The sequence below is a fragment of the Sphingomonas endolithica genome (assembly GCF_025231525.1).
GTDB lineage: Bacteria > Pseudomonadota > Alphaproteobacteria > Sphingomonadales > Sphingomonadaceae > Sphingomonas > Sphingomonas endolithica.
Genome location: NZ_CP103057.1, coordinates 1,026,803 through 1,053,724, shown reverse-complemented (window position 1 = coordinate 1,053,724; position 26,922 = coordinate 1,026,803). Strand labels below are relative to the sequence as shown.

Sequence of the window (26,922 nt, the reverse complement as noted above, 5' to 3'; positions counted from 1 at the left end):
TCCGCGCTTTCCCCGAACCGATCTCCTTCGTCGCCGCTCCTCGCGTGCGCGCCCTTTGAACGTACAGGAATTCTCCATGCTCGGCGGCTTTGCCAAATCGCTCTTCGGGTCGTCCAACGACCGCTACGTCAAGTCGCTTGGCGTCATCGTCAACAAGATCGGCGCGTTCGAGCCGACCATCTCGGCCATGTCGGATGAGGAATTGTCCCGTCAGACGATCGTCTTCCGCGAGCGCTTGGCGAACGGCACCAAGCTCGACGATCTGCTGCCCGAGGCGTTCGCCACGGTGCGCGAAGCGGCCAAGCGCGTGCTGGGGCAGCGCCATTATGACGTGCAGCTGGTCGGCGGCATCGTGCTCCACCGCGGCGAGATCGCCGAGATGCGCACCGGCGAGGGCAAGACGTTGGTCGCGACGCTGGCCACCTATCTCAACGCGCTGCCGGGCGACGGCGTCCACGTCATCACCGTCAACGATTACCTTGCCGCGCGCGACGCCGAGTGGATGGGGCAGGTGTACAACTTCCTCGGCCTCACCACGGGCACGATCATCCCCAACCTGACCGACGCGCAGCGTCGCGAGGCCTATGCCGCGGACATCACCTACGGCACGAACAATGAATTCGGCTTCGATTACCTGCGTGATAACATGAAGTACGAGCGGACCAGCATGGTGCAGCGCCCGTTCGCGATGGCGATCGTCGACGAGGTCGATTCGGTGCTGATCGACGAAGCGCGCACGCCGCTGATCATCTCCGGGCCGACCGACGACAAGACGGACCTGTACCGCTCGGTCGATCTGGTCGTGAAGCGGCTGGTGCCGGGCGATTACGAGAAGGACGAGAAGCAGAAGACGATCATCCTGACCGAAGACGGCACCGAGAAGGTCGAGCGTATGCTCGAGGCCGACGGGCTGTTGCAGGGCGACAACCTGTACGATTTCGAGAACACACAGGTCGTGCATCACCTCAACCAGGCGCTGCGCGCGATCGTGATGTTCAAGGCGGACATCGATTACATCGTCAAGGACGGCAAGGTCATCATCATCGATGAATTCACCGGGCGCATGATGGACGGTCGCCGCTGGTCGGATGGCCTGCACCAGGCGGTCGAGGCCAAGGAGGGTGTGGAGATCGAGCCAGAGAACCAGACCATGGCCTCGATCACGTTCCAGAATTATTTCCGCATGTATCCGAAACTCAGCGGCATGACCGGCACTGCCGCGACCGAGGCGGCGGAATTCTTCGACATCTACAGGATGAACGTCGTGACGATCCCCACCAACGTCGACATCAAGCGCGTCGACGAGGAGGACGAGTTTTACAAGGACACTGCCGACAAGTTCGCGGCGATCGCCAAGAAGATCAAGCACCACGCAGAGTTGGGCCAACCGGTGCTGGTCGGCACCGTGTCGATCGAGAAATCGGAGCTGCTGAGCGAATTCCTCGTCAAGGAAGGCGTCGAGCACAAGGTGCTGAACGCGCGCTTCCATGAGATGGAGGCGCATATCGTCGCGCAGGCCGGGCGCAAGTCGGCGGTTACGATCGCGACCAACATGGCGGGGCGTGGTACCGATATTCAGCTTGGCGGCAATCTGGAATTCATGGTCGAGGACGAGCTCGCCGAGATGCCCGAGGGGCCGGAACGCGACGAGGCGATCGCGCGCATCAAGGCGCAGATCGCGGTCGAGAAGGCCGAAGTGCTGGCGGCCGGCGGGTTGTTCGTGCTCGGCACCGAGCGTCACGAAAGCCGCCGCATCGACAACCAGCTGCGCGGTCGCGCCGGCCGCCAGGGCGATCCCGGCCTGTCGCGCTTCTATCTCAGCCTCGACGACGACCTGCTGCGCATCTTCGGGCCGGACACGCTGTTCGCGCGGATGATGCGCAACAATATCGGCGACGGCGAGGCGATCGGCAGCAAGTGGCTGAGCAAGGCGATCGAGACCGCGCAGAAGAAGGTCGAGGCGCGCAACTACGACATCCGCAAGCAGGTCGTCGAATATGATGACGTGATGAATGACCAGCGCAAGGTGGTGTACGAGCAGCGCAGCGACATCATGGATGCCGAGACGGTCGGTGACGTGGTGACCGACATGCGCAGCGAGACGGTCAACGCGATCGTCGGCGAGGCGTGCCCGCCCAATTCATACCCCGAGCAATGGGATGTCGCTACGCTCAAGGAGAAGCTGCTGACCACGCTGGCGGTCGATCCGCCGATCGAGGAGTGGCTGAAGGAAGAGGCGATCGATCCGGAGATGGTGGTCGAACGCGTGCGCGAAGCCGCCGATGCGCAGGTCGCCGACAAGGCGGCGCAGCTGGAACCCGACGTGTGGATCCAGGTCGAGAAGTCGATCCTGCTGCAGAATCTCGACCATCACTGGAAGGAGCATCTGGCAACGCTCGATGCGTTGCGCCAGGTCGTCCATCTGCGCGCCTATGCGCAGAAGACGCCGATCAACGAGTATAAGCAGGAAGCCTTCTCGCTGTTCGAGCGCATGCTCGACAGCATCCGCGAAGACGTGACGCGGACGATCGCCTATGCCGAGTTCGGCGTGAACGAGGCGCCGGCATTACCCGATCTGCCCGATTTCATCACCACGCATTTCGACCCGTTCACCGGGTTGGACGACAGCAACGACGTGGATGCGGGCTCGCTCGGGCTGATCCAGACGCGGCTGCCGCCGCTGTCGATCCCGCAGCCTGATGGCAGCAATATCGGGGAAGATCCGGCCGACTGGGCGGGGCAGGTGAGCCGCAACGCGCCGTGCCCGTGCGGATCGGGCAACAAGTACAAGCATTGCCACGGGGCGGTCTGACTTTCCTGATCCGCGGCCAAGGCCGGGATCCGGGGCGGTAAATCATAACGGGGGCCGCGGTGCTTGCGGCTTGCCTTCGGCAAAGCTGGGCTCCGGCCTCCGCCGGGGAACATTAAAAAGCCGCCGTGCCTCGGGGCACGGCGGCTTTTCGTTAGCGCAAGTGGCGGACCTTACTTCGGCACGACCACGCTTGGCCCGATGCTCTCGATCACCGCCCGCGCGTCGAAGGCGCGGATGTTGTCCTTGGGCTTGGGACCCTTGCCCATCACGATCTCGGCATTAGCTTCGAACTTGTCGATCGTCTGCACGTCCATGCTGCGATCGAAGAAGGGATCGCCATAGAACGGGCTCCACGAGCGCCAGCCGAAGCCGCGGCCGCGATAGCGCCAGCTGGGGCCCCAGCCGCCGAATGCGCCATAGCCGCCACCGAAACCGCCATAGCCCAGGCCCGGCGTGCTGTAGGTGCGGCTGCGCAGGTCGGTTTCCTTATCGGCGAGAATGAAGTTGTCATAGCCGCGCGCCAGCGTCAGTTCGGCCGCGCGGAAGAACAGATACTTCTCGACCGTGTCGCGCGAGGTGTAGCTGTTGCCCGAGAAGCTGACGATATAGCGGTTGGGTTCGATTTGACGATCGCTATAGCCGGTGCGTGCAAAGCCCGAGCCGGTTGCCGGACGGTAGGTGGTTTCGGTTGCGCAGGCTGACAGTGCCAGGGTGGCCGTGGCGGCAAGCAACGCTCCGCCGAACTTCATGGTAAATTTCGACATGTCTTCCTCCAGGAACGCCTCCCTGCGGCAGGACGCGCTGTGATATACGAGATGGGGAACGATTTAGATGCTGCAAGGGTCCGCAGGTGACTGTCAACATATTGAACTTGCAAGATGAATGAGCGCTGACGAACATTGCTAAGTGCTTGCAGCGCGAGAATATTGTCTCTTCCTATGGGCCTTTTCCGCCGCCGCAGGTTATGCCGTTTCGACGACGTAACACAAGGATGCTGGCGTGAGCGGTACCGACATCATGACACACTCGGCCATTTTGTTGCGGCCGGACCCCTCGCGCACGGTGATCCGGCCCTTCGCGCCTGAAGATCCGGCCGCTTTTGCCATCGCCGGGCATCCCAGGACGCAGCGCATCGTCGATCGCGTGCTGGGCATGTCGCCGCAGGAACTGGAGGACGATCGCGCACGCGTCACCGACTCGCTCGACGAGCGGCACCGGGATGTCGATGCGCTGCTGATGCGCCGCTTCGAGGAAATCGCCAAGCAGATCGGGCTGGACAGCGGGACGATCGAGGAAGCACGTGCATTGCTGATCGGTGCCTATTTCTGCCAGGAATATTCGTTCGAAGCGGCCGCCTTGTTCAATCCCAGCATCGTCGTCCACCCCGACCAGTCCGGGCTCGAGGATGGCGGCGTGCGTTTCATCATGTCGCTGCGCGGGATCGGCGAGGGCCATGTTTCGTCGGTGACGTTTCGCATCGGCAGCTGGACGCCGGGCGCCTTGCCGACCGTGGACGTGGCAAGCCCCACCGCGATGCCGCCGATCATCGAACATCGCGGCGAGGGTGACGACACGACGGTCGTGCACCTGCATTGCGGCGGCAGCCGCGACGTCTCCGAGACGGTGCTGTTCCCGATCACGCCGAGCCAGCACCAGGGCATCGAGGATTTGCGGCTCGTACAATTCACCGAAGACGATGGCAGCTTGCACTATTACGGCACCTATACCGCGTTCAGCGGCTCGGCAGCGCGATCCGAACTGCTGTCGTCGGAGGACTTCCGAAGCTTCGAGATGCGGCCGCTGCAGGGTGACGCGGCGGGCGGCAAGGGCATGGCGCTGTTCCCGCGCCGGGTGAACGGCCGCTATGCGATGATCGGGCGGCACGACAATGAGAATATCTGGCTGCTGGAATCCGACGATCTCTTCACGTGGAATGGCGGCCGCCGCATCGTCCGCCCGAAATATCCGTGGGAGTTCGTGCAGATGGGCAATTGCGGCTCGCCGATCGAGATCGAGGAGGGCTGGCTGCTGCTGACGCACGGCGTGGGCACGGTGCGCAATTATTGCATGGGTGCGTGCCTGCTCGACAAGGACGATCCCTCCAAGGTGCTGGCACGGATGCCACTGCCTCTGGTCCATCCCAGCCCGAAGGAGCGGGACGGGTACGTGCCGAACGTCGTGTATAGCTGCGGTGCGCTGGTGCGCGATCGTACGCTGTTGCTGCCCTACGGCGTCGCCGACGATTTCGCGACGTTTGCCACGGTGCACCTGGATGATCTGCTGGCGGCGATGGAGTGATGCTGCCGGTCGCTTGATTGGCGCAGGTGATCCATTGAGGCGCGAGGGGTAGCCGGGCAGCATCACGCTTGTGGCTACCCCTCCACCACTCGGCTGAAGAAGCCGAGCCGCGCCCCTCCAGTGGGGAAGGGATTAGAGCTCGATGACTTGGGGCAACTCACCCCATTCGTCCTGAGTAGCCCCTTCGACTGCCTGCAAGGGCAGGCGCTCAGGACAGGCATCGAGTAGCGCGAAGCGCGTATCGAGAGGGCGTATCGAAGGACACGCGATACCGCGCTCCAAGGTGCTTCGATACGAGCCCTCGATACGGCCTGCGGCCTACTCGGTCTCTACTCAGCACGAACGGGCGAGGTGAAGTCATGATCCCTTAACCTTCAGGCGACGCCTTCGAGATGGACCATGACGGCATCTTCCTTCCCCAGCGTCACCGTTCAGATGCCGCGCTCACGCCTCGATATAATGCGGCACGAAGCGTGCGAGGTTGCGCGTGACCAGTGCGTCGTCCTCGCGCATGCCGATGCCGGCGGGTTCGTCGCCGACGATCCAGGCGCCGATCACCGCGTGGCGGCCATCGAACATGGGGGCAGGGTGGAAGGCCTGGCGGATGAAGCCTTCCTCGCCATAGCCTTCGTCGAGAGTCGTCGCCGTCACGCCGGATTGCGTGACGGCGACATTGGCGCCTTCGCGCGAGAAGAGCGGCTTGCGGACGTAGGAGTCGCCAAGCGATGCGGCGGCGGGATCGTCGTCGAAGAAGGCGGGGAGCAGGTTCGGGTGGCCCTTGTGCCGCGCCCAAAGCAATGGCAGCAAGCCCTTGTTCGACAGCACCGACTTCCAGGCGGGTTCGATCCAGCGCACGCCTGCCTTGGTGAGGTTGGCGGCATAAGGCTCGCGGAACATGATCTCCCACGGGTAGAGCTTGAACGCCGCCTGCAATTCGAAATTCTCGGCATCGACGAAGCGACCCGCCGCATTCAGCCCGATATCCTTCATCTCGACATATTTGGGTTCGATCCCCGCCTGGGCGGCGAGATCCTCGAAGAAGCGAACGGTCTGGCGATCCTCGATCGTGCTGCCGTCGGCGGCGAAATGGACGAAGCCGCCGGTTGGGAAGATCGCCTTGAACCGGTCGCGCAGCTTGTCGAACAGGCTGTTGAACTGGTCGACGCCGGCGGGCAGGCCGCCGCTGGCGATCAGTTCCTCCAGCCATAGCCATTGGAACGTCGCGCATTCGAACACCGAGGTCGGCGTGTCGGCGTTATATTCGTAGAGCTTGGCCGGGCCGCTGCCGTCGTAAGCGAAATCGAAGCGACCGTAGAGCGACGGCTGTCTGGTGCGCCAGCTTGCCGCGACGAAATCGTGCTGCTCGGCCGGGATCGCCAGCTTGGTTAGCAATGCTTCGTCGCGCACCACTTCTTCGACGAGATCGAGGCACATCGCGTGCAGCTCCGCCGCCGCCGGTTCGATATCGTCGTCGATTTCCTTGAGAGTGAAGGCATAGGCCGCGCTCTCGTCCCAATAGGCCGTGCCGTCCGTGTCATGATAGACGAAGCCGATGGCATCGGCCTTGGCACGCCAATCGGCGCGCGGCGGGAGCGTGAGGCGGCGCATGGCTCAGGCGTCGCGCGTATCGTCGCGCTGCTCGATCTGCAGCGTCGGCTTGGGCGGGGCGAGGCGGGCGAGCACATCGTCGGCGGAGGAATGGCCTGGCGTGATTCCGGCGAGGCGCAGCTTCTCGTCGAGATCGGCACCGGTGCGGCGATCCTCGAGCTCGCCCGCGGCCTTGATCTTCTCGCCGCGGATCGCTTGGCGCTCGCGAATGCGGGCGAGGCTTTCCGCCGCCGAGCCGAGCGACGAGCCGGCGCCGGCCGCGGCCACGGTGGACTGCGCCTGCTGCACGGATTCGTTGACCTTGACGACTTCGACCTCGCGGCGCAGCTGCTCGATCTTGCGATCGGTAGCGGCGACCGCCTTGTGGATTTGGTCCTCTGCGCCGCGCATGTCCTCGATCTGCGGCGCCTTCATGGCGATATCCTGTTCGAGATCGGCGACGCGCTGCGCCACCTGGCGCGCGAGATCCATGTCGCCCTTGTCCATCGCCAGCCGCGCGGAGGTTTCATACTTGGCCGCCTGGGCACGGTAGCTCTCGACCTCGGTTTCGAGGAGGCGGCGGCGGGCGACGAGGCCGGCGAGATCGTCGCGCGCCTTGCCTTGTGCCTTGTCGGCATCGCGGATTTCCTGGTCGAGGATGCGCAGCGCGTTGCGATCGACGACCGCAGTGGCGGCCTCGTTGGCGCCGGCGCGGCCGAGCGTGAAGAGTTTGCTCCAGATAGCCATGTCGAAATTACTCCAGCGGAAAGGGGGTCAGGCGGCAAAGTTCGCGCGCAATTCGGTCGCGGCGTCGATGGCGTTGTCGGCCAGCGCACGCAGTTCGGTGACGATCGTGTGCAGCGGCGTGTCGGTCGCCAGCTCGCCGAACAGTTCGTAGAAATCGCGGCCGTCGACCGTGGCGATGCCGAAATTGGACAAGGGCACGAGCTTCTGCGCCTTCAACAGGAATTCGTTGAACGCAGCGCGATCGCGCTGTTCGTCGCATGGCCAGAGCAGAACGGAGGCGGCGATCTGTTCCTCGCTAACGTTGACGAACGCCTCGAGATCGCCGTGCTGATGCATGGTGACGAGCAGCACCGGATCGACTCCTTCGACGATGCGCAGGCCGAATTCGCCGTCGCGGACGGGCGCGCTATCATCGAGCGCGGTCTTCAGCGTGCGGACGGTCCAGACGGTATCGGTCATCTTGTCGGCTCTCCCAAAATCCTACCGCCTACATAAGCGTTCCACCAAGGGGCGCTAGCGGTGCTCGCCCGATTGTTCTAAACGGACCGCCAAGCTTTAGCCGAGGTATTTCGATGTTCGATCGCCTGTTCGGGCGCACGCCAGTCGCGACGGAGCCGGCCTTGTCCGCGATCCGCAACGTGACGATCGGCCGCACCGTCGTGCTCGATCCGCTGGCGTGGCGGCGCTTTGGCGGCGCGTTGCTGTTCCCGTTCGATTCGGACACGCTGCAGATCGTCGCGCAGGGGCTGGTCGCGCTCGACGATGGCGGGTTCATCCACCGTTTCTACACCGACGACGATGTCATGTTCCAGGCGGTGACCAACGATCGCGCAGGGCAGGACGTGACCGATGTCACGCTGTTCGCACCGTGGGACAGCAAATATCCGAGCGGCCCGTTTGAGCGGCCGAAATGGCGCGATCGGCTGTCGGCGCGGACCTTCACGGACGAAGGTTTGCCCGAATACAGCCGCGCCTGGTTCGGCGCGGAGGCGGAGAAGCAGCAGCCGGTGACGTTCTGGGAGGATCTGCACGACGATCGCGACGGCATCGTCGATCGCCGCATCTTTCAGACCTGCATGCTGTTCGGCCGCGATATCGAGGGCGGCGGCGCGGAATTGCTGCTGGCGATCGATCAGGAAAACGAAGCGGGCGAAGTTTCGTTCGAAATCATGCTAGGCATGGCCCTGGAACTGGGCGAATTCAGGGCCTGAGGGGAAGACGATGACCGACAGCTATGATTTTTGGGAAAGCGCCGTGGCGTTCATCGTCGCGTTCGTGGCGGCGGGGCTGTTCACGATCGCGTTCAAGGTGATCTACCAGGCGGCGACGCCGTATAACGAGCGCACCTTGATCCGCGAGGGCAATGTCGCGGCGGCGATCACGCTGGGGGCGGCGTTGCTGGGCTATATCCTGCCGCTTGCCTCGGCGCTCGAACATACCGTCAGCCTGGTCGAATTCGCGGTGTGGGCATTGCTCGCCGGAGTGATCCAGATCGTCGCGTTCACGATCGTGCGGATGATCGTGATGCGCGATTTCAGCGACCGGATCGTGCGCGGCGAACTGGCTGCGGCGATCTACATGGCCAGCATTTCGCTCGGCGTCGGCCTGCTCAACGCCGCGTGCATGAGCGCCTGAGGGATACTTGCCCATGAAACGATCGCAATCCATCGTCCTGACCACGCTGATGGCGGGCACCGGCCTGTCGCTATCCGCCTGCGACGGCCCGGCCGACCAGCCGGTCGATGCGCTGAGCTATACCAGCGTCGCCGAATGTCGCACGGCGGGCAAGATCCCGGCGGATCAGTGCGAGACGGCCTATGCCCAGGCGCAAAAGGCCAATGCGCAGAATGCGCCACGTTATGACACGCAGCAGGCGTGCGAAGCGCAGTTCGGCGCCGCGCAATGTGCGCGCGGCAATGGCGGTAGCGGCAGCTTCTTCACGCCGCTGCTGACCGGCTTCGTCATCGGGCAGATGCTGAACGGCGGGGGCGGCTATCGCGGCGCGCCGATGTACCGTGATCGCGACGGTAATTATTTCGGCGGCGGCGGTGGCCGGATCAGCCGTGATTATGTCACCGGGCGCACCCAGGTAGGATCGAGCGCGTTCAACCCGTCGGCCCGCGCACCGGCAAGGGTGCAATCGCGGAGCGCGGTGATTTCGCGTTCCGGCTTCGGCGGGGGTTTTGGACGAGGTGGCTTCGGCGGGTAGCTTGCTGAGCATCCGCCGTCGCCACCCCGCGGTGCTCAGGTCAGCGGGCGCTCGCCATGCTGCAGCATCGCGGGAATGACCAGTTCCTCCTCATCGGCGAGATGTTTTACCAGGAGGTCGAGGAGGTTCCGCGCCGTGTCGGCGTAATTATCTGCCGCCCTACGCGCGGTTTCGCCGGGAGCCGACAACGCGTTCAGCAATCCGCGCGCATGCTCGACGGTCGCGACCAGATGGTGATGGATTTGCGTGTGGTCCGCCTCCAGCAGATCGAACCCGACCACCATGCGTTCGTCCAGAAGCCTGAACTTCGGAAAATAGAGACTGTCCTCGATGCGATGATGCTGATCGAGATGCTGGAGAAAGCCGTTGAGCAGCGGGACGAAGGCGCGCTGAAGCTGGATGGCATCGATCTGCCGATCGCGAAAGGCGTCGACGAGGCGCGACACCTCGCTCCCTTCGTGACGGAGGCTGGCATGCACCTGCAGCCAGAAGTCGGCAAGTTGCCCGAAGTTCGTGTGCAATCGCCAATCGCCGCGCGGATAGTGCGCGCGCAGAAAGGCGATATCGTCGGGCAGACCGTCTCGATTGCCTAAACGAAGCGCTCCATGCGCGGGTTCGTCCACCGACACCTCCATTGCGCGCCGCTCGGAAGGGTGCTGCCTGCGGGTTCATCGCCTGCGCTATGTAGTGCCCGGTCCGCAAACTACCACCTGCGTCTCTGTGGGTCGCAGACCGGCACAACCGGCAGCATCAAGCTTTAAGTCGATGTGTATGGAAGCGCTGGCGCGTCGCGGAACGGGAGCGACCCGATCTGCCGACGGCGGTCAGACTGACACTGCAACGGTTCTGAGCCCGTCCGTCCCGAAGATGCGTAGATAGCGCGCGATCTCGTCCGGGTCTCCGGTCGCCTTCGCAGGGTTGTCGGAAAGCTTCACTGCGGGATGGCCGTTGGCGCTCGTCACCTTGACGACGAGCGAGATCGGCTCCAGCCCGATCGTGCCGTCGGGCGCGCAGCCGCGGAAATCGTTGGTCAGGTTCGTGCCCCAGCCAAAGCTCATCCGCACGCGTTTGTCGAAGTGCCGATACGTCTCCTCGATCGAATCGACATCCATGCCGTCGGAAAAGATCAACAGCTTGGAGTGGGGATCGCGGCCATGTGCCTGCCACCAGCGGATGATCTGCTCGCCGCCCGGGATTGGCGGTGCGCTGTCCGGACGGAAGCCGGTCCAGTCGGCCACCCAGTCGGGGGCATGAGCGAGGAAGGACGTGGTGCCGAAGGCATCGGGAAGCACGATCAACAGATTGCCCCCGTAATGACGCCGCCAATCATCGAGCACGCGGTAGGGTGCAGAGGCGATCTCCGTCTCGTCGTTCGCGAGCGCGGCAAACACCATCGGCAGTTCATGGGCGTTGGTACCGATCGCCTCGAGATCGTTGTCCATCGCCAGCAGCACGTTGGAGGTGCCGATGAAACGGCCCCCCAGGCCCTCCTTGAGTGCCTCCACGCACCAGCGCTGCCACAGGAAACCATGGCGCCGGCGCGTGCCGAAATCGGAGATGACGAGATCGGGCAGGGGGCGCAGCCGTACGACCTTGTCCCACATCTTCGCTTTGGCACGGGCATAAAGCACGTCCATCGCGAAGCGATCCATCTCCTTGGTCGCGGCCCGCGAGCGCAGTTCGTTGATGATCGTGAGCGCCGGGATTTCCCACATCGTCGTGTGCGTCCACGGACCCGCAAAGCTCAGTTCGAACTGTCCGTCCACGCGGCGCAACGCGTAGTCGGGAAGCTGGAAGTCGGCGAGCCAGGCGAGAAAATCCGCCCCGAAGATGCGCGCCTGCCCGGCGAAGCTGTTGCCGGCGAGCCAGATCAGCTCCTTCTTGCTGAAGCGAACGGTGCGCGCGTGATCCAGTTGCGCTCGCAATTCTTGCTCGTCGATCGTGTCCGCCAGTCGCACGCTCTTCGTCCGGTTGATGAGCGCGAAGGTGGCCTGCACGTCCGGGTAGAGATGCCGGATCATCTGCAGCATCAATAGCTTGTAGAAATCCGTATCGAGCAGGCTGCGGACGATCGGATCCAGACGGAAACCGTGATCATAGGTGCGGGTGGCTATGTCGGTGACGGGCATGCCTATCTCTCAACCAGCAATGAAGCGAAACGTCTACACAGCGTGGGATCGTCGATGACCGAGGCACATTGTCACCGGCCGCTGGTTGGCCCGATGCTTCAATCTGGAAACCTATCACAGCACGGCTTGCGGGGCAGTTTCCAGCCACGGCTGATCAGCTCGCGAAGCGCCAATCACTCCGATCGCCTCTTGCCGCCCGCCATCTCCTCTCGACAGCGGCGTCGGCGGAACCTAGCGCAACACTTCCGTTGATTGATGCGCAGGTGTGTGATCCCCGCTAGCCGCCACATCGCGATCATCGCGCCGCCCACACCCGGGCACTTCAATCCACTGCAAGCGCTTGGCACCGCTATGATGGCGCATGGCCACCGGGTGACGATGGTCCATATAGCCGACGCTGCATCATTGGTGCGGGAACCGGATGTCGGCTTTGCCGCACTGGATGGTTCGAGCGCCCGACCCGGGGCACTGGCCGGCTATCTCGCCAGGCTAGCGGACGCGACAGGACCGATCGGCCTGACCCGGATGATCCGGGCCACGGCGACGATGACCGAAGCGTTGCTCGACCATGCACCCACCCTGCTGGAGCGGATCGGTGTCGATGCGGTCATCGCTGATTCGGCGGAGCCAGCAGGGTCGCTGATCGCGCGGCGGATCGGGGTTCCCTATGTCGTCAGTGTCACCGGCCTGCCGCTGCTGCGCGAGCCCGACGTGCCGCCGCCGTTTCTCGGATGGGCTTACCGGGCAAACAGGCTTGGCCGATTTCGTAATCGCGGCGGCTATGCCGTTTCGGACGTGCTGCTGCGCCCGATCACGCAGGTACTGGACGCGCGACGCCGGGCATGGGGGCTGGAGCGCGAGGGCGCACCCCGCCTTGTCGTGGCGCAATGTCCGCAGGGGCTCGATTATCCGCGCACGGCACCGATCGTCTTTGGCGGTCCCTGGCGCTCGGTGACGCGTGAAGAGCCCGATCTGCCCGCGGATGGACGACCGCTCATTTTTTGCTCGCTGGGCACGCTGCAAGGTAGCCGGCGCAGGTTGTTCGCGATGATGGCGCAGGCATGCGCCGCGATCGGCGCGCGCGCAGTGATCGGGCATGGCGGCGGCCTGAGCGCAGAACAAGCAGCGGCGCTGCCCGGCGATCCGCTGGTGCGCGCATTCTGGCCGCAGGAGGCGATCCTGTCCCGCTGCGTGGCGGCCGTGCTGCACGGTGGCTTCAACTCGGTACTGGATGCGCTCGCGGCGGGCGTGCCGATCGTCGCGCTGCCGATCGCCTTCGAGCAGCCCGGGACCGCGGCGCGGGTGGTGCGTGTCGGGGCGGGGCTGTCGCTGTCGCCACGGTGGCTGACGGTGCGCAGCCTGTCCGCGGCACTGCGCACGGTGACGGGGAATGCATGCTATCGACGGGCGGCGGAAGAGCTGGCGGCGGAGATGGCGACCGCCGGGGGTGCGTCGCAAGCGGCAGCCTTGGCGAGTGCCGCTCTCACGGAGGATGGAGGCGGCGGGCGAGGGCAAGGTGAAATGTGGAAGGCGTGATCGCCAGCAAAAAACATGAGAGCTTTTAGCCCTCTTCAAGACCCCGGAGCCGAACGTGCTGCATAGATGCGCCATTGGAGGAATTCGCCCGAACAATCCACCGCAGCATCAAATCGGCTTGCAGCCAGGAAGCCATTCAGAGGATATTTGCTCGGTCTAGTACAACCCAAACCGAGGGGGCTTTTTGCTTCCCGACGGATGCTGCCCGCATATGTCCTTGATCGATCGCCTTCATCTCACGATCCCCTTGATCCAGGCGCCCATGGCGGGCGTCTCGACACCAAAGCTGGCGGCCTCGGTTTCCGAAGCTGGGGGGCTTGGCTCCATTGGAGTAGGCGCGACGGATGCGGCAGGCGCTCGCGCGATGATCGAGGAAGTGCGCGGCAGGACGGCACGCGCCTTCAACGTCAACCTGTTCGTTCATGACACACCAAAGCCCAATGTCGCCCGAGAGGCAGCGTGGCTGGAATGGCTCGCCCCGCTTTTTGCCGAGTTCGGCGCTGCGCCTCCCACAGCGCTCCGCCCGCGCTACCGGAGCTTCGCCGACGATCCCGATATGCTGGCGATGCTGCTGGAACTGGCGCCACCTGTCGTCAGCTTCCACTTCGGACTGCCCTCCGCTGACGCGCTATCGGCGCTGCGCACGCGCGGCATCTATATGATGGCGACCGCCACAAGCCCCCAGGAGGCACGCGCCATCGCAGCGGCCGGCATCGATGCCATCGTTGCGCAGGGGGTCGAGGCAGGCGGGCATCGCGGGGTCTTCGACCCTCACGCACCGGACGATGCGCTCGGCATGATCGCACTAACGCGGTTGCTGGTGCGAGAGGCAGGCGTACCCATCATCGCAGCTGGCGGGATCATGGATGGTGCTGGTATCGCCGCCGCCCTCGATCTCGGCGCGGCGGCCGCCCAGCTGGGTACCGCATTCATTGCCTGCCCGGAATCTGCCGCCGACACGGCGTATCGCGCCGCTCTGACGGGGGCGGGGGCCGATCATACACGGCTGACGCCGATCATTTCCGGCCGACCTGCGCGGGCGCTGGGCAACCGCTTCACGGCGCTTGCCGATTACGTCGCCGACAGGCTGCCGCCCGATTACCCGATCGCCTATGATGCCGCGAAGGCGCTTCACGCAGCGGCCGTGGCGCGGGGCGAGCATGGTTTCGGTGCGCAATGGGCCGGCCGGGGTGCGCCGCTTTCCCGCGCGATGCCGGCCGCGGAAATGGTCGAGACGCTGCGCCGAGAACTCGAGCGCTGTCGCGTCTGACCCTTATTGTGCCAACGCTGTGGTTGCAGTCATTTGCCACATCCTCCAACCCGCGCATTGCAGGCTGGAACTGGCTCCCCGAGTTGGATTCGAACCAACGACCAAGTGATTAACAGTCACCTACTCTACCGCTGAGCTATCGGGGAATGAGCCGAGGCCGGTTCTATAAACGGCTCGAACGGGGATGCAACCCCGTTCGGCGGCTATTATCGCTCAGGCGGCGAATTGCTCCATCGTGATGCGATCGTCGAGCGCATGTTCGGGATCGAACAGCAAGGTGAGTTCGCGGGCGCGATCGATGACGATGTCGACGCGCGAAACATCACGAACCTCGCGCTGATCGGCAACGGCGCTGACCGGCCTCTTGTCGGGTTCGAGCACGCGGATGCCGATGCGTGCCTTGTCGGGCAGGATCGCGCCGCGCCAGCGGCGGGGGCGGAACGGGCTGATCGGGGTCAGTGCCAGCATCGCCGAGCCCAGCGGCAGGATCGGGCCCTGGGCCGAGAAATTGTAGGCGGTCGAGCCGGCGGGCGTCGCCACGAGAATGCCGTCGCAGGCCAGTTCGGGCAGCACGATGCGGTCGTTGAGGGTGACTTCCAACTTGGCGGTCTGGCGCGTCTCGCGCAGCAGCGACACTTCGTTGATCGCCGGGAGGGTGACGATCTCGCCGCCCATCGTCTCGGCCGTCATCGCCAGCGGCACGACCTTGAACGGCCTGGTCCGCGCCAGCCGATCGTGCAGCCCGTGACGCTGCCATTCGTTCATCAGGAAGCCGACGGTGCCAAGGTTCATGCCGAACACCGGTATGACCGGTTTGCGCCGCTCGAGCATGGCATGCAGCGTCTGCAGCATGAAGCCGTCGCCGCCGAGCGCGACGATCAGCTCGGCTTCCTCCAGCGGTACCCAATCATGCGCGTCGGCCAGCTCGCGCGCGGCCTCCTGCGCCGGAGGGGTAGGGGAGGCGACCAGGGCGCGGCGTTGCTCGCTCATCCTGTCTCAACCACCGGTCACGCTCATGTGTCGGCTGACGGCGGGCGCGGCGGCGGCGATGTCGAATTCATGTGCCAGCGGCTTGGAGCCCATCGCCGCATCCAGCGCGGCATCGAGCCCGGCCACGCCCTGTACCCGCAGGATCGTCTTGAGATCGACCTGATCGTCATGGCCGAGACAGGTGTAGAGGATACCTTCGGTCGTCAGCCGGACGCGGTTGCAGGTGCTGCAGAAGTTGGCGGTCAGCGGGGAAATGAGCCCCAGCCGGGTGTCGCTTCCGTCGATGCGCCAGTAGCGCGCGGGGCCGCCGCTATCATGTGTGTCGCGCACCAGCGGGAACTCGGCCTTGAGTTCGTCCAGGACAGCACCTAGCGGCACGAAGCGGTCGGTGCGATCTTCGTCGATCGCGCCCAACGGCATGGTCTCGATCAGCGTGAGATCCAGCCCTTCGTCGCGGCACCAAGCGAGCATGGAGCCGATCTCGCGATCGTTCTGGCCTTTCAGCGCCACCATGTTGATCTTGACCCGCAGGCCGGCATCGCGCGCGGCGAAGATGCCGCCGATCACGCGGGCGACGTCGCCGTGGCGGGTGATGTGGCGGAACAGCGCCGGATCGCGCGTGTCGAGGCTGACGTTGATGCGGCGCATGCCGGCATCGACCAACGCCGCCGAATGCTCGACCAGGTGGTTGCCGTTGGTCGTCATGGTCAGCTCGTCCAGCCCATGCCCGACATGGTGGCCGAGCCGGCGCACCAATTGCCCGACATCGCGGCGGACCAGCGGCTCGCCGCCGGTCAGACGGATCTTGCGGATCCCGCGCGCGATGAAGCGTTCGGCGATGATCGCCATCTCGTCCAGGCTGAGCACCGCCGCCTTGGGCAGGAACGTCATATGCTCGGCCATGCAATAGCGGCAGCGCAGGTCGCAGCGGTCGGTGACCGAGATGCGCAGATAGCTGATGGTACGACCATGGCTATCGATCAGATTGGGCGCACAGGACATAGGCGAAAGCTAGGCCTTTGGAGGAGGTGGAACAAGGGCGATTGCCCGATGGCCGCGGAGAAGCCTTGTCCTTGCGGTGTAAACGTCGGACAGAGCAGGAAGGGGCCAGCAATTCGAGCCGGGGGTGAGATTGACCGACGTACAGGCGGACCGACTGTATATCCTGTCGTTCCGGCAGCGCGACGAACTCGCCGCATCGGCCGTCCGGGCAGGCTGGCAGGTCGTCGCCGCCAGGCGGTCGGAAGGTGCCGAGCGCCGCTTCCTGACCGGCGGCGCGGCCGTGGCGGTGATCGATGCGCGCGGATCACTGGCCGAGGGGCTGGAGGCGGCGGCGGCGCTGGAGGATGCGGTCGGCGCCAATGGCGGTGCGATGCTGGCGCTGGTCTCGCGCGGCGATTTGCATGCCATACCGCGTTTTTACGATGCCGGGGCGACGCATTTCCTGGCGAGTCCGTTCAGCGAAGCGGAGTTCGTCCAGGCGGTGCGCTTCGCCGCGCGCCATGCCGCGCGGATGGCCGGCGACTGGCGGCCGAGTGCGCCTGCCGATCCGCTCGGCTGGCGGTTCGATCTGGGTGCGCGGACGATGCAATTGACGCCGGCGCTGGCGGGATTGCTCGACGTCGCCGAGGATGCATCGCCGCGCACGTTGCTGCGCAAGCTCGATACGGCGGAGCGGCGCGCAGCGGTGGCGGCGTTGCGGCGGCTGTCGTCGCGGCCGGCGACGGCTTTTGCGAACGACATCGCCGGCGTCGGACGGGTGGTGCAGCATGTCCAGCATGATGCCGCGAAACGGCGCGTCGATGCGCTGGTCGAGCCGCTGGGTAGTGCGCCCAACTCCACCGCTGCGATGCACGACGCCTTGGCCGGCGCCCGCGATGTCGGCGGCACGCGCCGCTGGATCGACCGGCGCCTGCTGGCGGGAGCGCCGCTTGCGGTCGTACTGGTCGCGCTCAACCGCTTCGAGGTGATCAACACCGCTTATGGCCGCGCAGCCGGCGATGCGTTGTTGCGCAGCACGTACAAGCGGATCGAGGAGGCAGCACGCGAGACGTTGGACAAGGGGGTATTGGTCACGCGGATGGGCGGGTCCGAGTTCCTGGTCGCGACGCAACAGCCGCGCGCGCGGATCGACCTGGCGGTAGAACGGATTGCCGGCGTGCTGGCCAAACCCTTCGTGGTGGGCAGTTCGATCGCCGTGCTGGGTTGCCGCATCGCCATTGCCGAGCGTGCGCCGCAAGACGACGCGACGGCATTGCTCCGTCGCGCGAGCGAGGCGTTGGCAGATGCCAAGGCGTCGGACAGCGCTTCGGTGCGGGTCGCCGATGCCGATCGACGCGATGCCCCGGTCGATCGGCTGGCATCGGAGCTGGGGACCGCGATCGAACGGGGCGAGATCGACATCCTGTATCAGCCGCAGGTGGCGATGGGGGATGGCACGATCGTCGGCGTGGAGGCATTGGCACGCTGGGAGCACGGTACGTTGGGCAGGATCGGCGCAGACCTGCTGTTCGCGGCTGCCGCCCGTGCCCATCTGGAGATCGCATTGTCCGATCACATCCAGCAGATCGTGCTGCAGCGTGCGGCGGCCTGGCCCGAGCCCTTGTCGAAGCTGCGGCTGTCGCTGAACCTGACCGCGGGCGACATCGCCCGCCCGGGCTTCGCCGACCTGTTCCTCGACCGAATCGATAGCAGCGGATTCCCGAGCCAACGGCTGACGCTGGAGATCACCGAGAGCGGCTTGATCGAGGATCTGAGCATTGCCGCCGACCTGCTCACCACGTTCCGCCAGGCCGGCTGTCGCACGGCGATCGACGATTTCGGCACCGGCTATTCCAGCCTCGCCTATCTCAAGTCGTTGCCGCTCGATTATCTGAAGATCGACAAGAAACTGGCGCAGGACATCACCGGCACGGCGCGCGACCGCGTGGTCGTGCGCGGCGTGATCGACATGGCGCGGTCGCTCGGCCTGTCGGTGATCGCCGAAGGCGTGGAGACCGAGGAACAGCTCGATCTCCTGGCCAAGGAAGGCTGCCAATATTATCAGGGCTTCCTGTGCTCGGAGGCGGTGTCGAGCTCGGCGCTGGTCGGCTTGCTGGAGAAACGCGCATGATCGGTATCGTGGTTGCCGTGTTTGCTGCTGCTCCGACGCCGGTCGCTGTGGCCCAGGCGGAGATAATGGCGGCGATGACCGATAGCGCCGCCGGCTGGAATGCGGGCGATCTCGATCGTTTCATGCGCGTCTATTCGGCGGCGGCCGATACCAGCTTCGTGGTCAAGGACGGGATCGTCAGCGGCAAGGCGGCGATCGCTGCGCGCTATCGCCCGCGTTTTGCGCCGGAGGTGGCGGCGAAGCGAGGCACGCTGTCGTTCGAGGTGATCCGCTTCACGCTGCTCGACGCGCGACATGCGCTGCTGATCGCACGGTACCGGCTGCGGTTTGCGGAGGCGCGCGAGCAGCGTGGGCCGACGTCGCTGGTGTTCGTGCGCGAGGCGGGCGGGTGGCGGATCGTGGCGGATCATAGCTCTTAGGTTTGGCCGGACGCGCTGATTAAGCTGTTCCCCGGCGGAGGCCGGGGTCCAGTTGGTAAGCGGAAGGTGGTGGGCGCTGCGCGTCGTAACCTCTGCCATCGCTACTGGACCCCGGCCTTCGCCGGGGAAGTGTGGGATTACCCCGCCGCCCGCGCCAGTCCCTTCGCCAGTTGCAGCGCGCCGTGCAGGCGTGCCTTGGGATCGGCCCAGCTGCGCGTCACCACCAGCTTGCTGTCCGGCCGCAGCCGCGCGACGCCGTCGAGCTTGCCGACCCACGCCAGCAACCCTTCGATATTGGGCGGCGTGTCGTTCTGGAACGTCACCAACGCCCCCTTCGGCCCGACGTCGATCTTCGACACGCACGCGCGCTTGGCGTGCATCTTGATCTCGATGATGCGGATCAGATTCTCCGTCGCGCTCGGCAGCGGGCCGAAGCGATCGATCATCTCGGCGGCGAACGCCTCCACGCCGTCCTGGTCCTCGACGTCGTTGAGGCGGCGATACAGGCCCATGCGCAGGTCGAGATCGGGCACGTAATCCTCGGGAATGAGGATCGGTGCATCGACCGTGATCTGCGGGCTGAAATCCTTCGGGCGTAGCCGCTGGCCGCCGGCCTTTGCCTCCATGATCGCCTCTTCCAGCATCGACTGGTAGAGTTCGTAGCCGACCTCCTTGATATGCCCGGACTGCTCGTCGCCGAGCAGATTGCCCGCGCCGCGAATGTCGAGATCGTGGCTCGCCAGCTGGAACCCGGCACCGAGGCTGTCGAGATCGGACAACACTTTCAGCCTCTTCTCCGCCGTCTCGGTGACGATGCGGTTCGGCGGCGTCGTGAGGTACGCATAGGCGCGCGTCTTCGCCCGCCCAACGCGCCCGCGCAGCTGATAGAGCTGTGCGAGGCCGAAACGGTCGGCGCGGTGGATGATCATCGTGTTGGCGCTCGGAATATCGAGCCCGCTCTCGACGATCGTGGTGGAGATCAGCACCTCGAACTTCTTGTCGTAAAAGGCCGACATGCGCTCCTCGACCTCGGTCGCGGACATCTGGCCGTGCGCGACGACCGCGCGCACTTCCGGCACGTGGTCGCGCATGAACGCCTCGATTTCCTCGACATCGGCGACGCGCGGCGTGACGAAGAAGCTCTGCCCGCCGCGATAATGTTCGCGCAACAGCGCCTCGCGCAGCACCACCGGATCCCACGGCATGATGTACGTGCGCACCGCAAGGCGATCGACCGGTGGCGTCTGGATCACCGACAATTCGCGCAGGCCCGACATCGCCATCTGCAGCGTGCGCGGGATCGGCGTCGCGGTGAGCGTCAGCACGTGGACGTCGGTCTTGAGCGACTTGAGCCGCTCCTTGTGCGTCACGCCGAAGCGCTGCTCCTCGTCGACCACCACCAGGCCGAGCCGCTTGAAGTCGATCGACTTGGCGAGGATCGCGTGCGTGCCGACGACGACGTCCATCTGGCCGTCGGCGAGCTTCTCCTTGGTCGCCTTGGCTTCCGCCGCTGGCACGAGCCGCGACAGCCGCCCGACATTGATCGGGAAGCCTTCGAACCGCGCGGTGAAATTGTTGAAGTGCTGCCGCGCGAGCAGGGTAGTGGGGCAGACGATCGCCACCTGCAGCCCGCCCATCGCCGCGGCGAACGCCGCGCGCAACGCGACCTCGGTCTTGCCGAAGCCGACATCACCGACCACCAGCCGGTCCATCGGCGTGCCCTTGGTCAGGTCGCCGAGCACGTCGTTGATCGCGCGGTCCTGGTCCTCGGTTTCCTCGTACGGGAAGCGATCGACGAACTGCGTATAGCTGCTATCCGCCTCGATCACGTCCGCCGAGCGCGTCGCGCGTTCCGCGGCGGTGGCGATCAGCTCGCCGGCGATCTCGCGGATCCGCTCCTTCATCTTCGACTTGCGGCGTTGCCACGCCTCGCCGCCGAGACGATCGAGGCTCGCCCCGTCGCTGTCCGAGCCGTAGCGTGACAGCACTTCGAGATTCTCGACCGGCACGAAGAGCTTGTCGCCGCCGGCATACGTCAAAGCGACGCAATCGTGCGGGCTCTGCCCGACCGGGATCGAGGTCAGGCCTTCGTAGCGGCCGATACCATGATCGGCATGGACGACAAGATCGCCCGGCGTGAGCATCGCCAGCTCGGCAAGGAACGCGTCGGCCGATTTCTTGCGCTTCTTGCGGCGCACGAGGCGGTCGCCGAGCATGTCCTGCTCGGTCAAGAGCGCGACGTCCGGGGTAGCGAAGCCGTGATCGAGCTGCAGGACGAGCAGGGCGACGCTCTTGCTGCCGACGCCCAAGGCCTCTTGCCACGTATCGACCTTGACCCCGCCGTTCAGGCCGTGATCCGCCAGCAGCGAGGCGAGCCGTTCGCGCGCGCCGATCGAATAGCTCGCCAGGATCGGCTTCTTGCCGTCGCGCTGCACGGTGCGCAGGTGATGCACCACCGCCTCGTACACGTTCGCCCCCGCGGAGCGCTCCGCGCCGAAATCGCGCGGCCCATCGACGTTGAAATCGAGCACCGTCGCCGATTCCGGTTCGTGGAATTGCGAGGTCTGGTGTGTCGGGATTGCGTCCGCGCGTTCGGCGAACTCCTTGGCGGTCAGGTACAAGGCATCCGCCGGCAACGGACGATAGCTGCCGGGATCGCTGACCTGCGCCTTGACGCGGTTGGCGTGATAATCGGTGATCGCCTCGAAGCGCTGCTCCGCCGCGGCGATCACGCCGCCGTCGCGCAGCACGACCGCGCCGTCGCCGAGATGGTCGAACAACGTCGCCATCTTGTCCTCGAACAACGGCAGCCAATGCTCCATCCCCGCCAGCCGCCGGCCCTCGCTGATCGCCTGGTACAGCGGATCGCCGGTCGCGGTGGCGCCGAAGCGCTCGCGGTAGCGGCTACGGAAGCGCTTGATGCTGTCCTCGTCGAGCAGCGTCTCCGACGCCGGCAGCAGCGTGAAGCCCTCGACGCGGCCGGTGGTGCGCTGGTCCTGCGGATCGAAGGTGCGGACGGATTCGATCTCGTCGCCGAAGAAATCGAGCCTGAGCGCATGGTCCTCGCCGCTCGGGAACAGATCGACCAGGCCGCCGCGCACCGCGAACTCGCCGGAATCCGCCACCGTCTCGACGCGCACATAGCCGTTGGCCTGGAGCATCGTGGCGAGCTTGTCGCGATCGATCCGTGCCTTGGGGGCGAGCGTGGTGACGAGCTGGCGGATGCGGAACGGCGTCAACGTGCGCTGCGCGGCTGCGTTGGCGGTGGTGACGAGCAGTTGTGGTTTCGTGGGGCGCTGCTGGAGGCGGTGCAATGTCGCCATGCGCTCCGCCATGACGTTGAGCGTCGGGCTGGCGCGATCGTACGGCAGGCAATCCCAGGCTGGGAAGGTCAGTACCTTCAATTCAGGCGCGAACACCTGTGCGGTGGCGGAGATGGCGCGCATCGCCACCTCGTCCGGCGCGATGAAGACGGCGCGGGCGGGCGCGGCGCGGGCGAGATCGGTGAGCAGCCATGGCTCGAACCCGGTGGGGACGCCGGCGAGGGTTAGCGGGCGCTTGGCGGCGAGGATTTTCTTCAGATCGGGCATTCGGTTTCCATGTTCGTCCACCCATCCGTCACCCCGGACTTGTTCCGGGGTCCACCGTGCCACAATGGATGCGGCGTGAACGGAGGAGTGGACCCCGGAACAAGTCCGGGGTGACGGGGTGCTTTGGAGTTAGGTCGCGATCGGCACGTAATCCAGCGTCTTGAGCGCGGTCACGATTGAGCCCTGATACCGCTCGGGTGCCACCGCCGTGCCGATCGCCCAGGCCATGATGTCCACGTCCTGCTCCTCGAGCAGTTCCTCGAACAGCACCATCTCCGCCTCGTCCCAGCCGCGGCCATGCGCGTCGAAGAACCCGCCGATCAGCAGATCGGCTTCCTTCACGCCGCGATGGTGCGCGCGGAAATGCAGGCGTTTCAGACGTGTCTCGCGATCCATGCTTACTCCAACGACGATTGCCCGGCAGGCGCTAGCGGCGACTGTCGGGGGACTGTAGAGACCCAGATAGTCATGCGACCCGATATCCTCAATCCATTGTTCGCCGAAGTCACGGCGCTGAAGGGCATCGGCCCGGGGCTGGCCAAGCCGCTCGATCGGCTGGGGCTCGCGCGGATCATCGATATCGCCTTCCATCTGCCGACCGGCTGGATCGACCGGGTGCCGCGTACCGAGCTGGACATGGCCGATGCCGGACGCACCATCGCCATCACGCTGACCGCGCAAAGCTATCGCTCGGGCAATGGCCGCGGGCCGACGCGCGTGCAGGCGAGTGATGCGCTCGGCAACTTTGTCAGCCTGGTCTATTTTGGCGGCCAACCCGGCTGGGCGAAGAAGCTGGCGCCGATTGGGGAGCAGCGCCGCGTGTCGGGGCGGCTGGAGATGTACGGGCAAGAGCTGCAGATCGTGCATCCCGATTATTGCCTGCCGCTGGAAGAGGCGCCTGACGTGGCGACGCGCGAGTCGATCTACCCGCTGTCGGAAGGCATTACCTCGCGGCGCATGGGGCAGCTGGTCGAGCAGGCGCTGGAGCGTGCGCCCGATCTGCCCGAATGGATTGAGCCCGGCCTGCTGGCCAAGCGCGGCTGGCCGACATGGCGCGAGGCGCTGGTCCGCATCCATGCCAATTCGTCGGATGCCATGGCGCGCGAACGGCTGGCCTATGACGAGGTGTTCGCCAATCAGCTCGCGCTGACGCTGGTGCGGCAATCGTCGCGGGCCAGGCGGGGCAGGGCGCTGGCCGGCGACGGCCGCCTGCGCGATGCCTTGAAGCTGCCCTATCAACTCACCGGCGCACAGGCGCGTACGGTGCGCGAGGTCGAGGGCGATCTCGCGCAGGAGCAGCCGATGCTGCGCCTGCTGCAGGGTGATGTCGGGTCGGGCAAGACATTGGTCGCGGCGATGGCGCTGCTGATGGCGGTCGAGGCCGGCGCGCAAGGAGCCTTGCTTGCCCCGACCGAGATCCTCGCGCGCCAGCATTACGAAACGCTGCGCCGCCAGCTCGCCGGGCTGCCTGTCGAGATCGCGATCCTAACCGGGCGCGACAAGGGCAAGGTGCGCGAAGCGACGCTGATGGGGCTGGCGTCGGGAGCGATCCATATCCTGATCGGCACGCACGCCATCTTCCAGGACACGGTGACGTACAAGGATCTCGGCCTCGTCGTGGTCGACGAGCAGCACCGTTTCGGCGTCGCGCAGCGCATGATGCTGCAAGCCAAGGCGCGCGCCGCGCCGCATCTGCTGGCGATGACCGCCACGCCGATCCCGCGCACGCTGACGCTGGCCAATTATGGCGAGATGGACGTCAGCATGCTCGATGAAATGCCCCCCGGCCGCCAGCCGATCGAGACACGGGTGATCTCTGAGGATCGCTTGCCCGACATGGTTGAGGCACTCGCCCGGCATTTGTCCGATGGCGCCCAGGCTTATTGGGTGTGCCCGTTGGTCGAGGAAAGCGCCAAGAGCGATCTCGCTGCTGCAGAGGACCGCGCGGAAACGCTGCGCGCGCGGTTCGGCGATCGTGTGGGATTGGTGCACGGCCGGATGAAGGGGCCGGAGAAGGATGCAGTGATGGCCGAGTTCGCCGCCGGGCGCATTGGCGTGCTTGTGGCGACCACGGTGATCGAAGTCGGGGTCGATGTGCCCAACGCAACGCTGATCGTGATCGAGGCGGCGGATCGTTTCGGCCTCGCCCAACTCCACCAGTTGCGGGGGCGCGTCGGGCGCGGCTCGGGCAAGTCGAACTGCCTGCTGATCCGCGGCAACGGCCTGAGCGAAACGTCGCGCGCGCGCCTCGCCTTGATGCGCGAAACCAATGATGGCTTCCGTATAGCCGAAGAAGATCTGCGGCTGCGCGGGGCGGGCGAACTGCTCGGCACCAAGCAATCGGGCGAGGCGGCGTTTCGCATCGCCAGCCCTGAAATGCTGACCGAATTGCTGCCGATCGCCACCGACGATGCGCGCCTGTTGATCGATCGCGATGGCGGGCTGGACGGGCCGCGTGGGCAGGCGGCTCGCACCGCGCTGTATCTGTTCGAGCGCGAAGCAGGCGTTGCCTTGCTGCGCTCGGGTTAGTTCCCGCGCACCATCCGGGCGAGCAGTTCGTAATAGTCGGCAAGCTCGATCGCCGCATCCAGTTCGCAACCGATGCGGCCGCCCAGCGCCCAGCGCACTTCCGCCGCGACGACGCCGACGACCGGCAGCGGCACACGCAGCCGCGACCCGACTTCCAGGTCGCGTTCGCAGCGCGCCATCAGGCCTCGCGCGGAAATGTTGACGATCAGCAGCGACAATTCGCGCGCATCCGGCCCAAAGGCGCGCACCCGGTAATCGACTTCGTCGCGGGCCAGCATGCGATGATCCGCATAGGCGATGTTGCCGGTAGCCATAATGGTATCCCCCACGGTGACGCTGACCCTGGGCTATGGCACCCGCGTAAAGCCGGCGGCAAGGAACGTGCTTACTTGCTTGTTAAGGAAGCCGGCCGTCAGCCGCGGATCAGCAGGCCGTGGTGCTTCTTTCCCGCAGCGATCGCCACCGGGGTGTCGCCGACGGTGATCGTCATGGCCTCGCTCGTCACCTTCTCGCCCGCCACCCTGGCGCCGCCACCCTGGATCAGTCGCCGCGCCTCGCCTCTGGATGCGCAGAAGCCGATCCCAATCAGCGCGTCGATCACGCCGATCTCACCCGCGACGGCAAAGGTCGGCAGCACGCCGCCGGCCGATCCTTCCTCGAACGTCCGCCGCGCGGTCTCCGCCGCTTCGGCCGCTGCCGCCGTTCCGCGGCACATCGCGGTCGCTTCGTTCGCCAGCACCTTCTTCGCCTCGTTGATCTCCGCGCCCGGCAGCGCTTCCAATCGTGCGATCTCGTCCAGCGGCAGATCGGTGAACAGCCGCAGGAAGCGACCGACATCGCGGTCGTCGGTGTTGCGCCAGAATTGCCAATAGTCGAAGTGCGGCAGCTGATCCTCGTGCAGCCAGACGGCGCCCGACATCGTCTTGCCCATCTTGCCGCCGTCTGCCGTGGTGATCAGCGGGGTGGTGATGCCGTAGACTTCCGTCCCATCCATGCGGCGCGACAATTCGATGCCGTTGACGATGTTACCCCATTGATCGGAGCCGCCCATCTGCAGCCGGCACCCGGCACGGCGTGACAGTTCGAGGAAGTCGTAGGCCTGCAGGATCATGTAGTTGAATTCGAGGAAGCTCAGCGACTGTTCGCGGTCGAGCCTGAGCTTGACGGAATCGAAGCTCAGCATGCGGTTGACGCTGAAATGCTGCCCCACGTCCCGCAGGAACGGGATGTATTCGAGCGCGTCGAGCCACTCGGCATTGTCCACCATCACCGCATCGCTCGGGCCGTCGCCGAACGTCAGGAAGCGTTCGAAGATGCGGCGGATCGACGCGACGTTCGCCTTGATCCCGTCCTCGCCGAGCAGCTTGCGTGCCTCGTCCTTGAAGCTCGGATCGCCGATCTTGCCGGTGCCCCCGCCCATCAACACGATCGGCTTGTGCCCGCTCTGCTGCAGCCGGCGCAGCAGCATGATCTGTACCAGGCTGCCGACATGCAGCGACGGCGCGGTCGGATCGAAGCCGATATAGCCGGGCACGACCTGCTTGGTGGCCAGCGCGTCGAGCGCGGCGGCATCGGTCGTCTGGTGGATATAGCCGCGCGACGCCAGCGTGCGCAGGAGGAGGGAATTATGCTCGGTCATGCGCGCGCGCTTAGCATGTGGCCAGCGGATTGCGCTACCTCGCCTAAGGCTCCGC

At 65.4% G+C, this 26,922-nt stretch carries 22 protein-coding genes and 1 tRNA gene; 10 read left to right on the top strand and 13 right to left on the bottom strand.

Annotation, left to right across the window (positions count from 1 at the left end; translation table 11 throughout):
* Positions 1 to 76 precede the first annotated feature (76 nt).
* Entirely contained in the window at positions 77 to 2,812 is a 2,736-nt protein-coding gene (gene secA, locus NV382_RS05020) for a preprotein translocase subunit SecA (RefSeq protein ID WP_260599430.1), read from the top strand.
* Between the two features lie 170 nt (positions 2,813 to 2,982).
* Here the strand turns inward: secA and NV382_RS05015 are convergent, their stop codons facing one another.
* Complete coding sequence (locus tag NV382_RS05015; protein ID WP_260599429.1) at positions 2,983 to 3,576, bottom strand: CC0125/CC1285 family lipoprotein; 594 nt, start codon at positions 3,574 to 3,576, stop codon at positions 2,983 to 2,985.
* Positions 3,577 to 3,829: 253 nt separating this feature from the next.
* Between NV382_RS05015 and NV382_RS05010 the strand changes: the two genes are divergently transcribed.
* Complete coding sequence (locus NV382_RS05010; RefSeq protein ID WP_260600310.1) at positions 3,830 to 5,110, top strand: glycoside hydrolase family 130 protein; 1,281 nt, start codon at positions 3,830 to 3,832, stop codon at positions 5,108 to 5,110.
* Positions 5,111 to 5,554: 444 nt separating this feature from the next.
* On the opposite strand, the gene NV382_RS05005 is transcribed toward NV382_RS05010, so the two are convergent.
* From NV382_RS05005 to NV382_RS04995, 3 genes are read right to left on the bottom strand one after another with little or no spacing between them, the layout of a single operon-like run.
* Positions 5,555 to 6,718, bottom strand: coding sequence for a glutathionylspermidine synthase family protein (locus tag NV382_RS05005; protein ID WP_260599428.1), 1,164 nt, complete (start codon positions 6,716 to 6,718; stop codon positions 5,555 to 5,557).
* Between the two features lie 3 nt (positions 6,719 to 6,721).
* Positions 6,722 to 7,444 (bottom strand): PspA/IM30 family protein, encoded by a 723-nt coding sequence (locus tag NV382_RS05000; protein ID WP_260599427.1) that lies wholly within the window; start codon positions 7,442 to 7,444, stop codon positions 6,722 to 6,724.
* 27 nt (positions 7,445 to 7,471) lie between these two features.
* The gene (locus NV382_RS04995; protein ID WP_260599426.1) at positions 7,472 to 7,903 is read right to left on the bottom strand and encodes a YjfI family protein; all 432 of its coding nucleotides are present in this window, start codon (positions 7,901 to 7,903) and stop codon (positions 7,472 to 7,474) included.
* Between the two features lie 113 nt (positions 7,904 to 8,016).
* Here NV382_RS04995 and NV382_RS04990 point away from each other — a divergent pair, with 113 nt between their 5' ends.
* From NV382_RS04990 to NV382_RS04980, 3 genes are read left to right on the top strand one after another with little or no spacing between them, the layout of a single operon-like run.
* Positions 8,017 to 8,655, top strand: coding sequence for a YjfK family protein (locus NV382_RS04990; RefSeq protein ID WP_260599425.1), 639 nt, complete (start codon positions 8,017 to 8,019; stop codon positions 8,653 to 8,655).
* A 10-nt stretch (positions 8,656 to 8,665) separates the two neighbouring features.
* Complete coding sequence (locus tag NV382_RS04985) at positions 8,666 to 9,079, top strand: DUF350 domain-containing protein (protein ID WP_260599424.1); 414 nt, start codon at positions 8,666 to 8,668, stop codon at positions 9,077 to 9,079.
* 13 nt (positions 9,080 to 9,092) lie between these two features.
* On the top strand, positions 9,093 to 9,653 hold the full coding sequence (locus tag NV382_RS04980) for a DUF1190 domain-containing protein (protein WP_260599423.1): 561 nt from the start codon (positions 9,093 to 9,095) through the stop codon (positions 9,651 to 9,653).
* Positions 9,654 to 9,688: 35 nt separating this feature from the next.
* Here the strand turns inward: NV382_RS04980 and NV382_RS04975 are convergent, their stop codons facing one another.
* Positions 9,689 to 10,288 carry a hemerythrin domain-containing protein gene (locus tag NV382_RS04975; RefSeq protein WP_260599422.1) on the bottom strand — a complete coding sequence of 200 codons (600 nt, stop codon included), beginning with the start codon at positions 10,286 to 10,288 and terminating at the stop codon, positions 9,689 to 9,691.
* Positions 10,289 to 10,477: 189 nt separating this feature from the next.
* Positions 10,478 to 11,782, bottom strand: coding sequence for a nicotinate phosphoribosyltransferase (gene pncB / locus NV382_RS04970; protein WP_260599421.1), 1,305 nt, complete (start codon positions 11,780 to 11,782; stop codon positions 10,478 to 10,480).
* A 267-nt stretch (positions 11,783 to 12,049) separates the two neighbouring features.
* On the opposite strand from pncB, the gene NV382_RS04965 reads away from it, so the two are divergent.
* Both NV382_RS04965 and NV382_RS04960 read left to right on the top strand, forming a co-directional pair.
* Positions 12,050 to 13,318, top strand: coding sequence for a glycosyltransferase (locus NV382_RS04965; protein WP_260599420.1), 1,269 nt, complete (start codon positions 12,050 to 12,052; stop codon positions 13,316 to 13,318).
* Positions 13,319 to 13,529: 211 nt separating this feature from the next.
* Positions 13,530 to 14,588: an NAD(P)H-dependent flavin oxidoreductase gene (locus NV382_RS04960; protein ID WP_260599419.1), complete on the top strand. Its 1,059-nt coding sequence runs from the start codon at positions 13,530 to 13,532 to the stop codon at positions 14,586 to 14,588.
* A 71-nt stretch (positions 14,589 to 14,659) separates the two neighbouring features.
* Here NV382_RS04960 and NV382_RS04955 read toward each other — a convergent pair.
* The 3 genes from NV382_RS04955 to moaA form a co-directional block, all read right to left on the bottom strand.
* Positions 14,660 to 14,734: transfer RNA gene (locus NV382_RS04955), tRNA-Asn, on the bottom strand.
* Between the two features lie 67 nt (positions 14,735 to 14,801).
* Positions 14,802 to 15,578 carry an NAD kinase gene (locus NV382_RS04950; RefSeq protein ID WP_260599418.1) on the bottom strand — a complete coding sequence of 259 codons (777 nt, stop codon included), beginning with the start codon at positions 15,576 to 15,578 and terminating at the stop codon, positions 14,802 to 14,804.
* A gap of 6 nt (positions 15,579 to 15,584) precedes the next feature.
* Entirely contained in the window at positions 15,585 to 16,580 is a 996-nt protein-coding gene (gene moaA, locus NV382_RS04945) for a GTP 3',8-cyclase MoaA (protein ID WP_260599417.1), read from the bottom strand.
* 130 nt (positions 16,581 to 16,710) lie between these two features.
* On the opposite strand from moaA, the gene NV382_RS04940 reads away from it, so the two are divergent.
* Positions 16,711 to 18,690 (top strand): putative bifunctional diguanylate cyclase/phosphodiesterase, encoded by a 1,980-nt coding sequence (locus NV382_RS04940; RefSeq protein ID WP_260599416.1) that lies wholly within the window; start codon positions 16,711 to 16,713, stop codon positions 18,688 to 18,690.
* Positions 18,687 to 19,109, top strand: coding sequence for a YybH family protein (locus tag NV382_RS04935; RefSeq protein ID WP_260599415.1), 423 nt, complete (start codon positions 18,687 to 18,689; stop codon positions 19,107 to 19,109). The genes NV382_RS04940 and NV382_RS04935 overlap by 4 nt, the downstream gene beginning before the upstream one ends.
* 137 nt (positions 19,110 to 19,246) lie before the next feature.
* Here the strand turns inward: NV382_RS04935 and mfd are convergent, their stop codons facing one another.
* Positions 19,247 to 22,699: a transcription-repair coupling factor gene (mfd, locus tag NV382_RS04930; RefSeq protein WP_260599414.1), complete on the bottom strand. Its 3,453-nt coding sequence runs from the start codon at positions 22,697 to 22,699 to the stop codon at positions 19,247 to 19,249.
* A 129-nt stretch (positions 22,700 to 22,828) separates the two neighbouring features.
* Positions 22,829 to 23,095: an FAD assembly factor SdhE gene (locus NV382_RS04925; protein ID WP_260599413.1), complete on the bottom strand. Its 267-nt coding sequence runs from the start codon at positions 23,093 to 23,095 to the stop codon at positions 22,829 to 22,831.
* A gap of 72 nt (positions 23,096 to 23,167) precedes the next feature.
* Between NV382_RS04925 and recG the strand changes: the two genes are divergently transcribed.
* Positions 23,168 to 25,228, top strand: coding sequence for an ATP-dependent DNA helicase RecG (recG, locus tag NV382_RS04920; protein WP_260599412.1), 2,061 nt, complete (start codon positions 23,168 to 23,170; stop codon positions 25,226 to 25,228).
* On the opposite strand, the gene NV382_RS04915 is transcribed toward recG, so the two are convergent.
* A complete protein-coding gene (locus NV382_RS04915; RefSeq protein ID WP_260599411.1) occupies positions 25,225 to 25,542 on the bottom strand; it encodes a PilZ domain-containing protein in 318 nt (105 codons plus the stop codon). The two genes, recG and NV382_RS04915, sit on opposite strands and share 4 nt — an antisense overlap.
* 98 nt (positions 25,543 to 25,640) lie before the next feature.
* Positions 25,641 to 26,867, bottom strand: coding sequence for a tyrosine--tRNA ligase (gene tyrS, locus NV382_RS04910; RefSeq protein ID WP_260599410.1), 1,227 nt, complete (start codon positions 26,865 to 26,867; stop codon positions 25,641 to 25,643).
* Between the last annotated feature and the right edge of the window lie 55 nt (positions 26,868 to 26,922).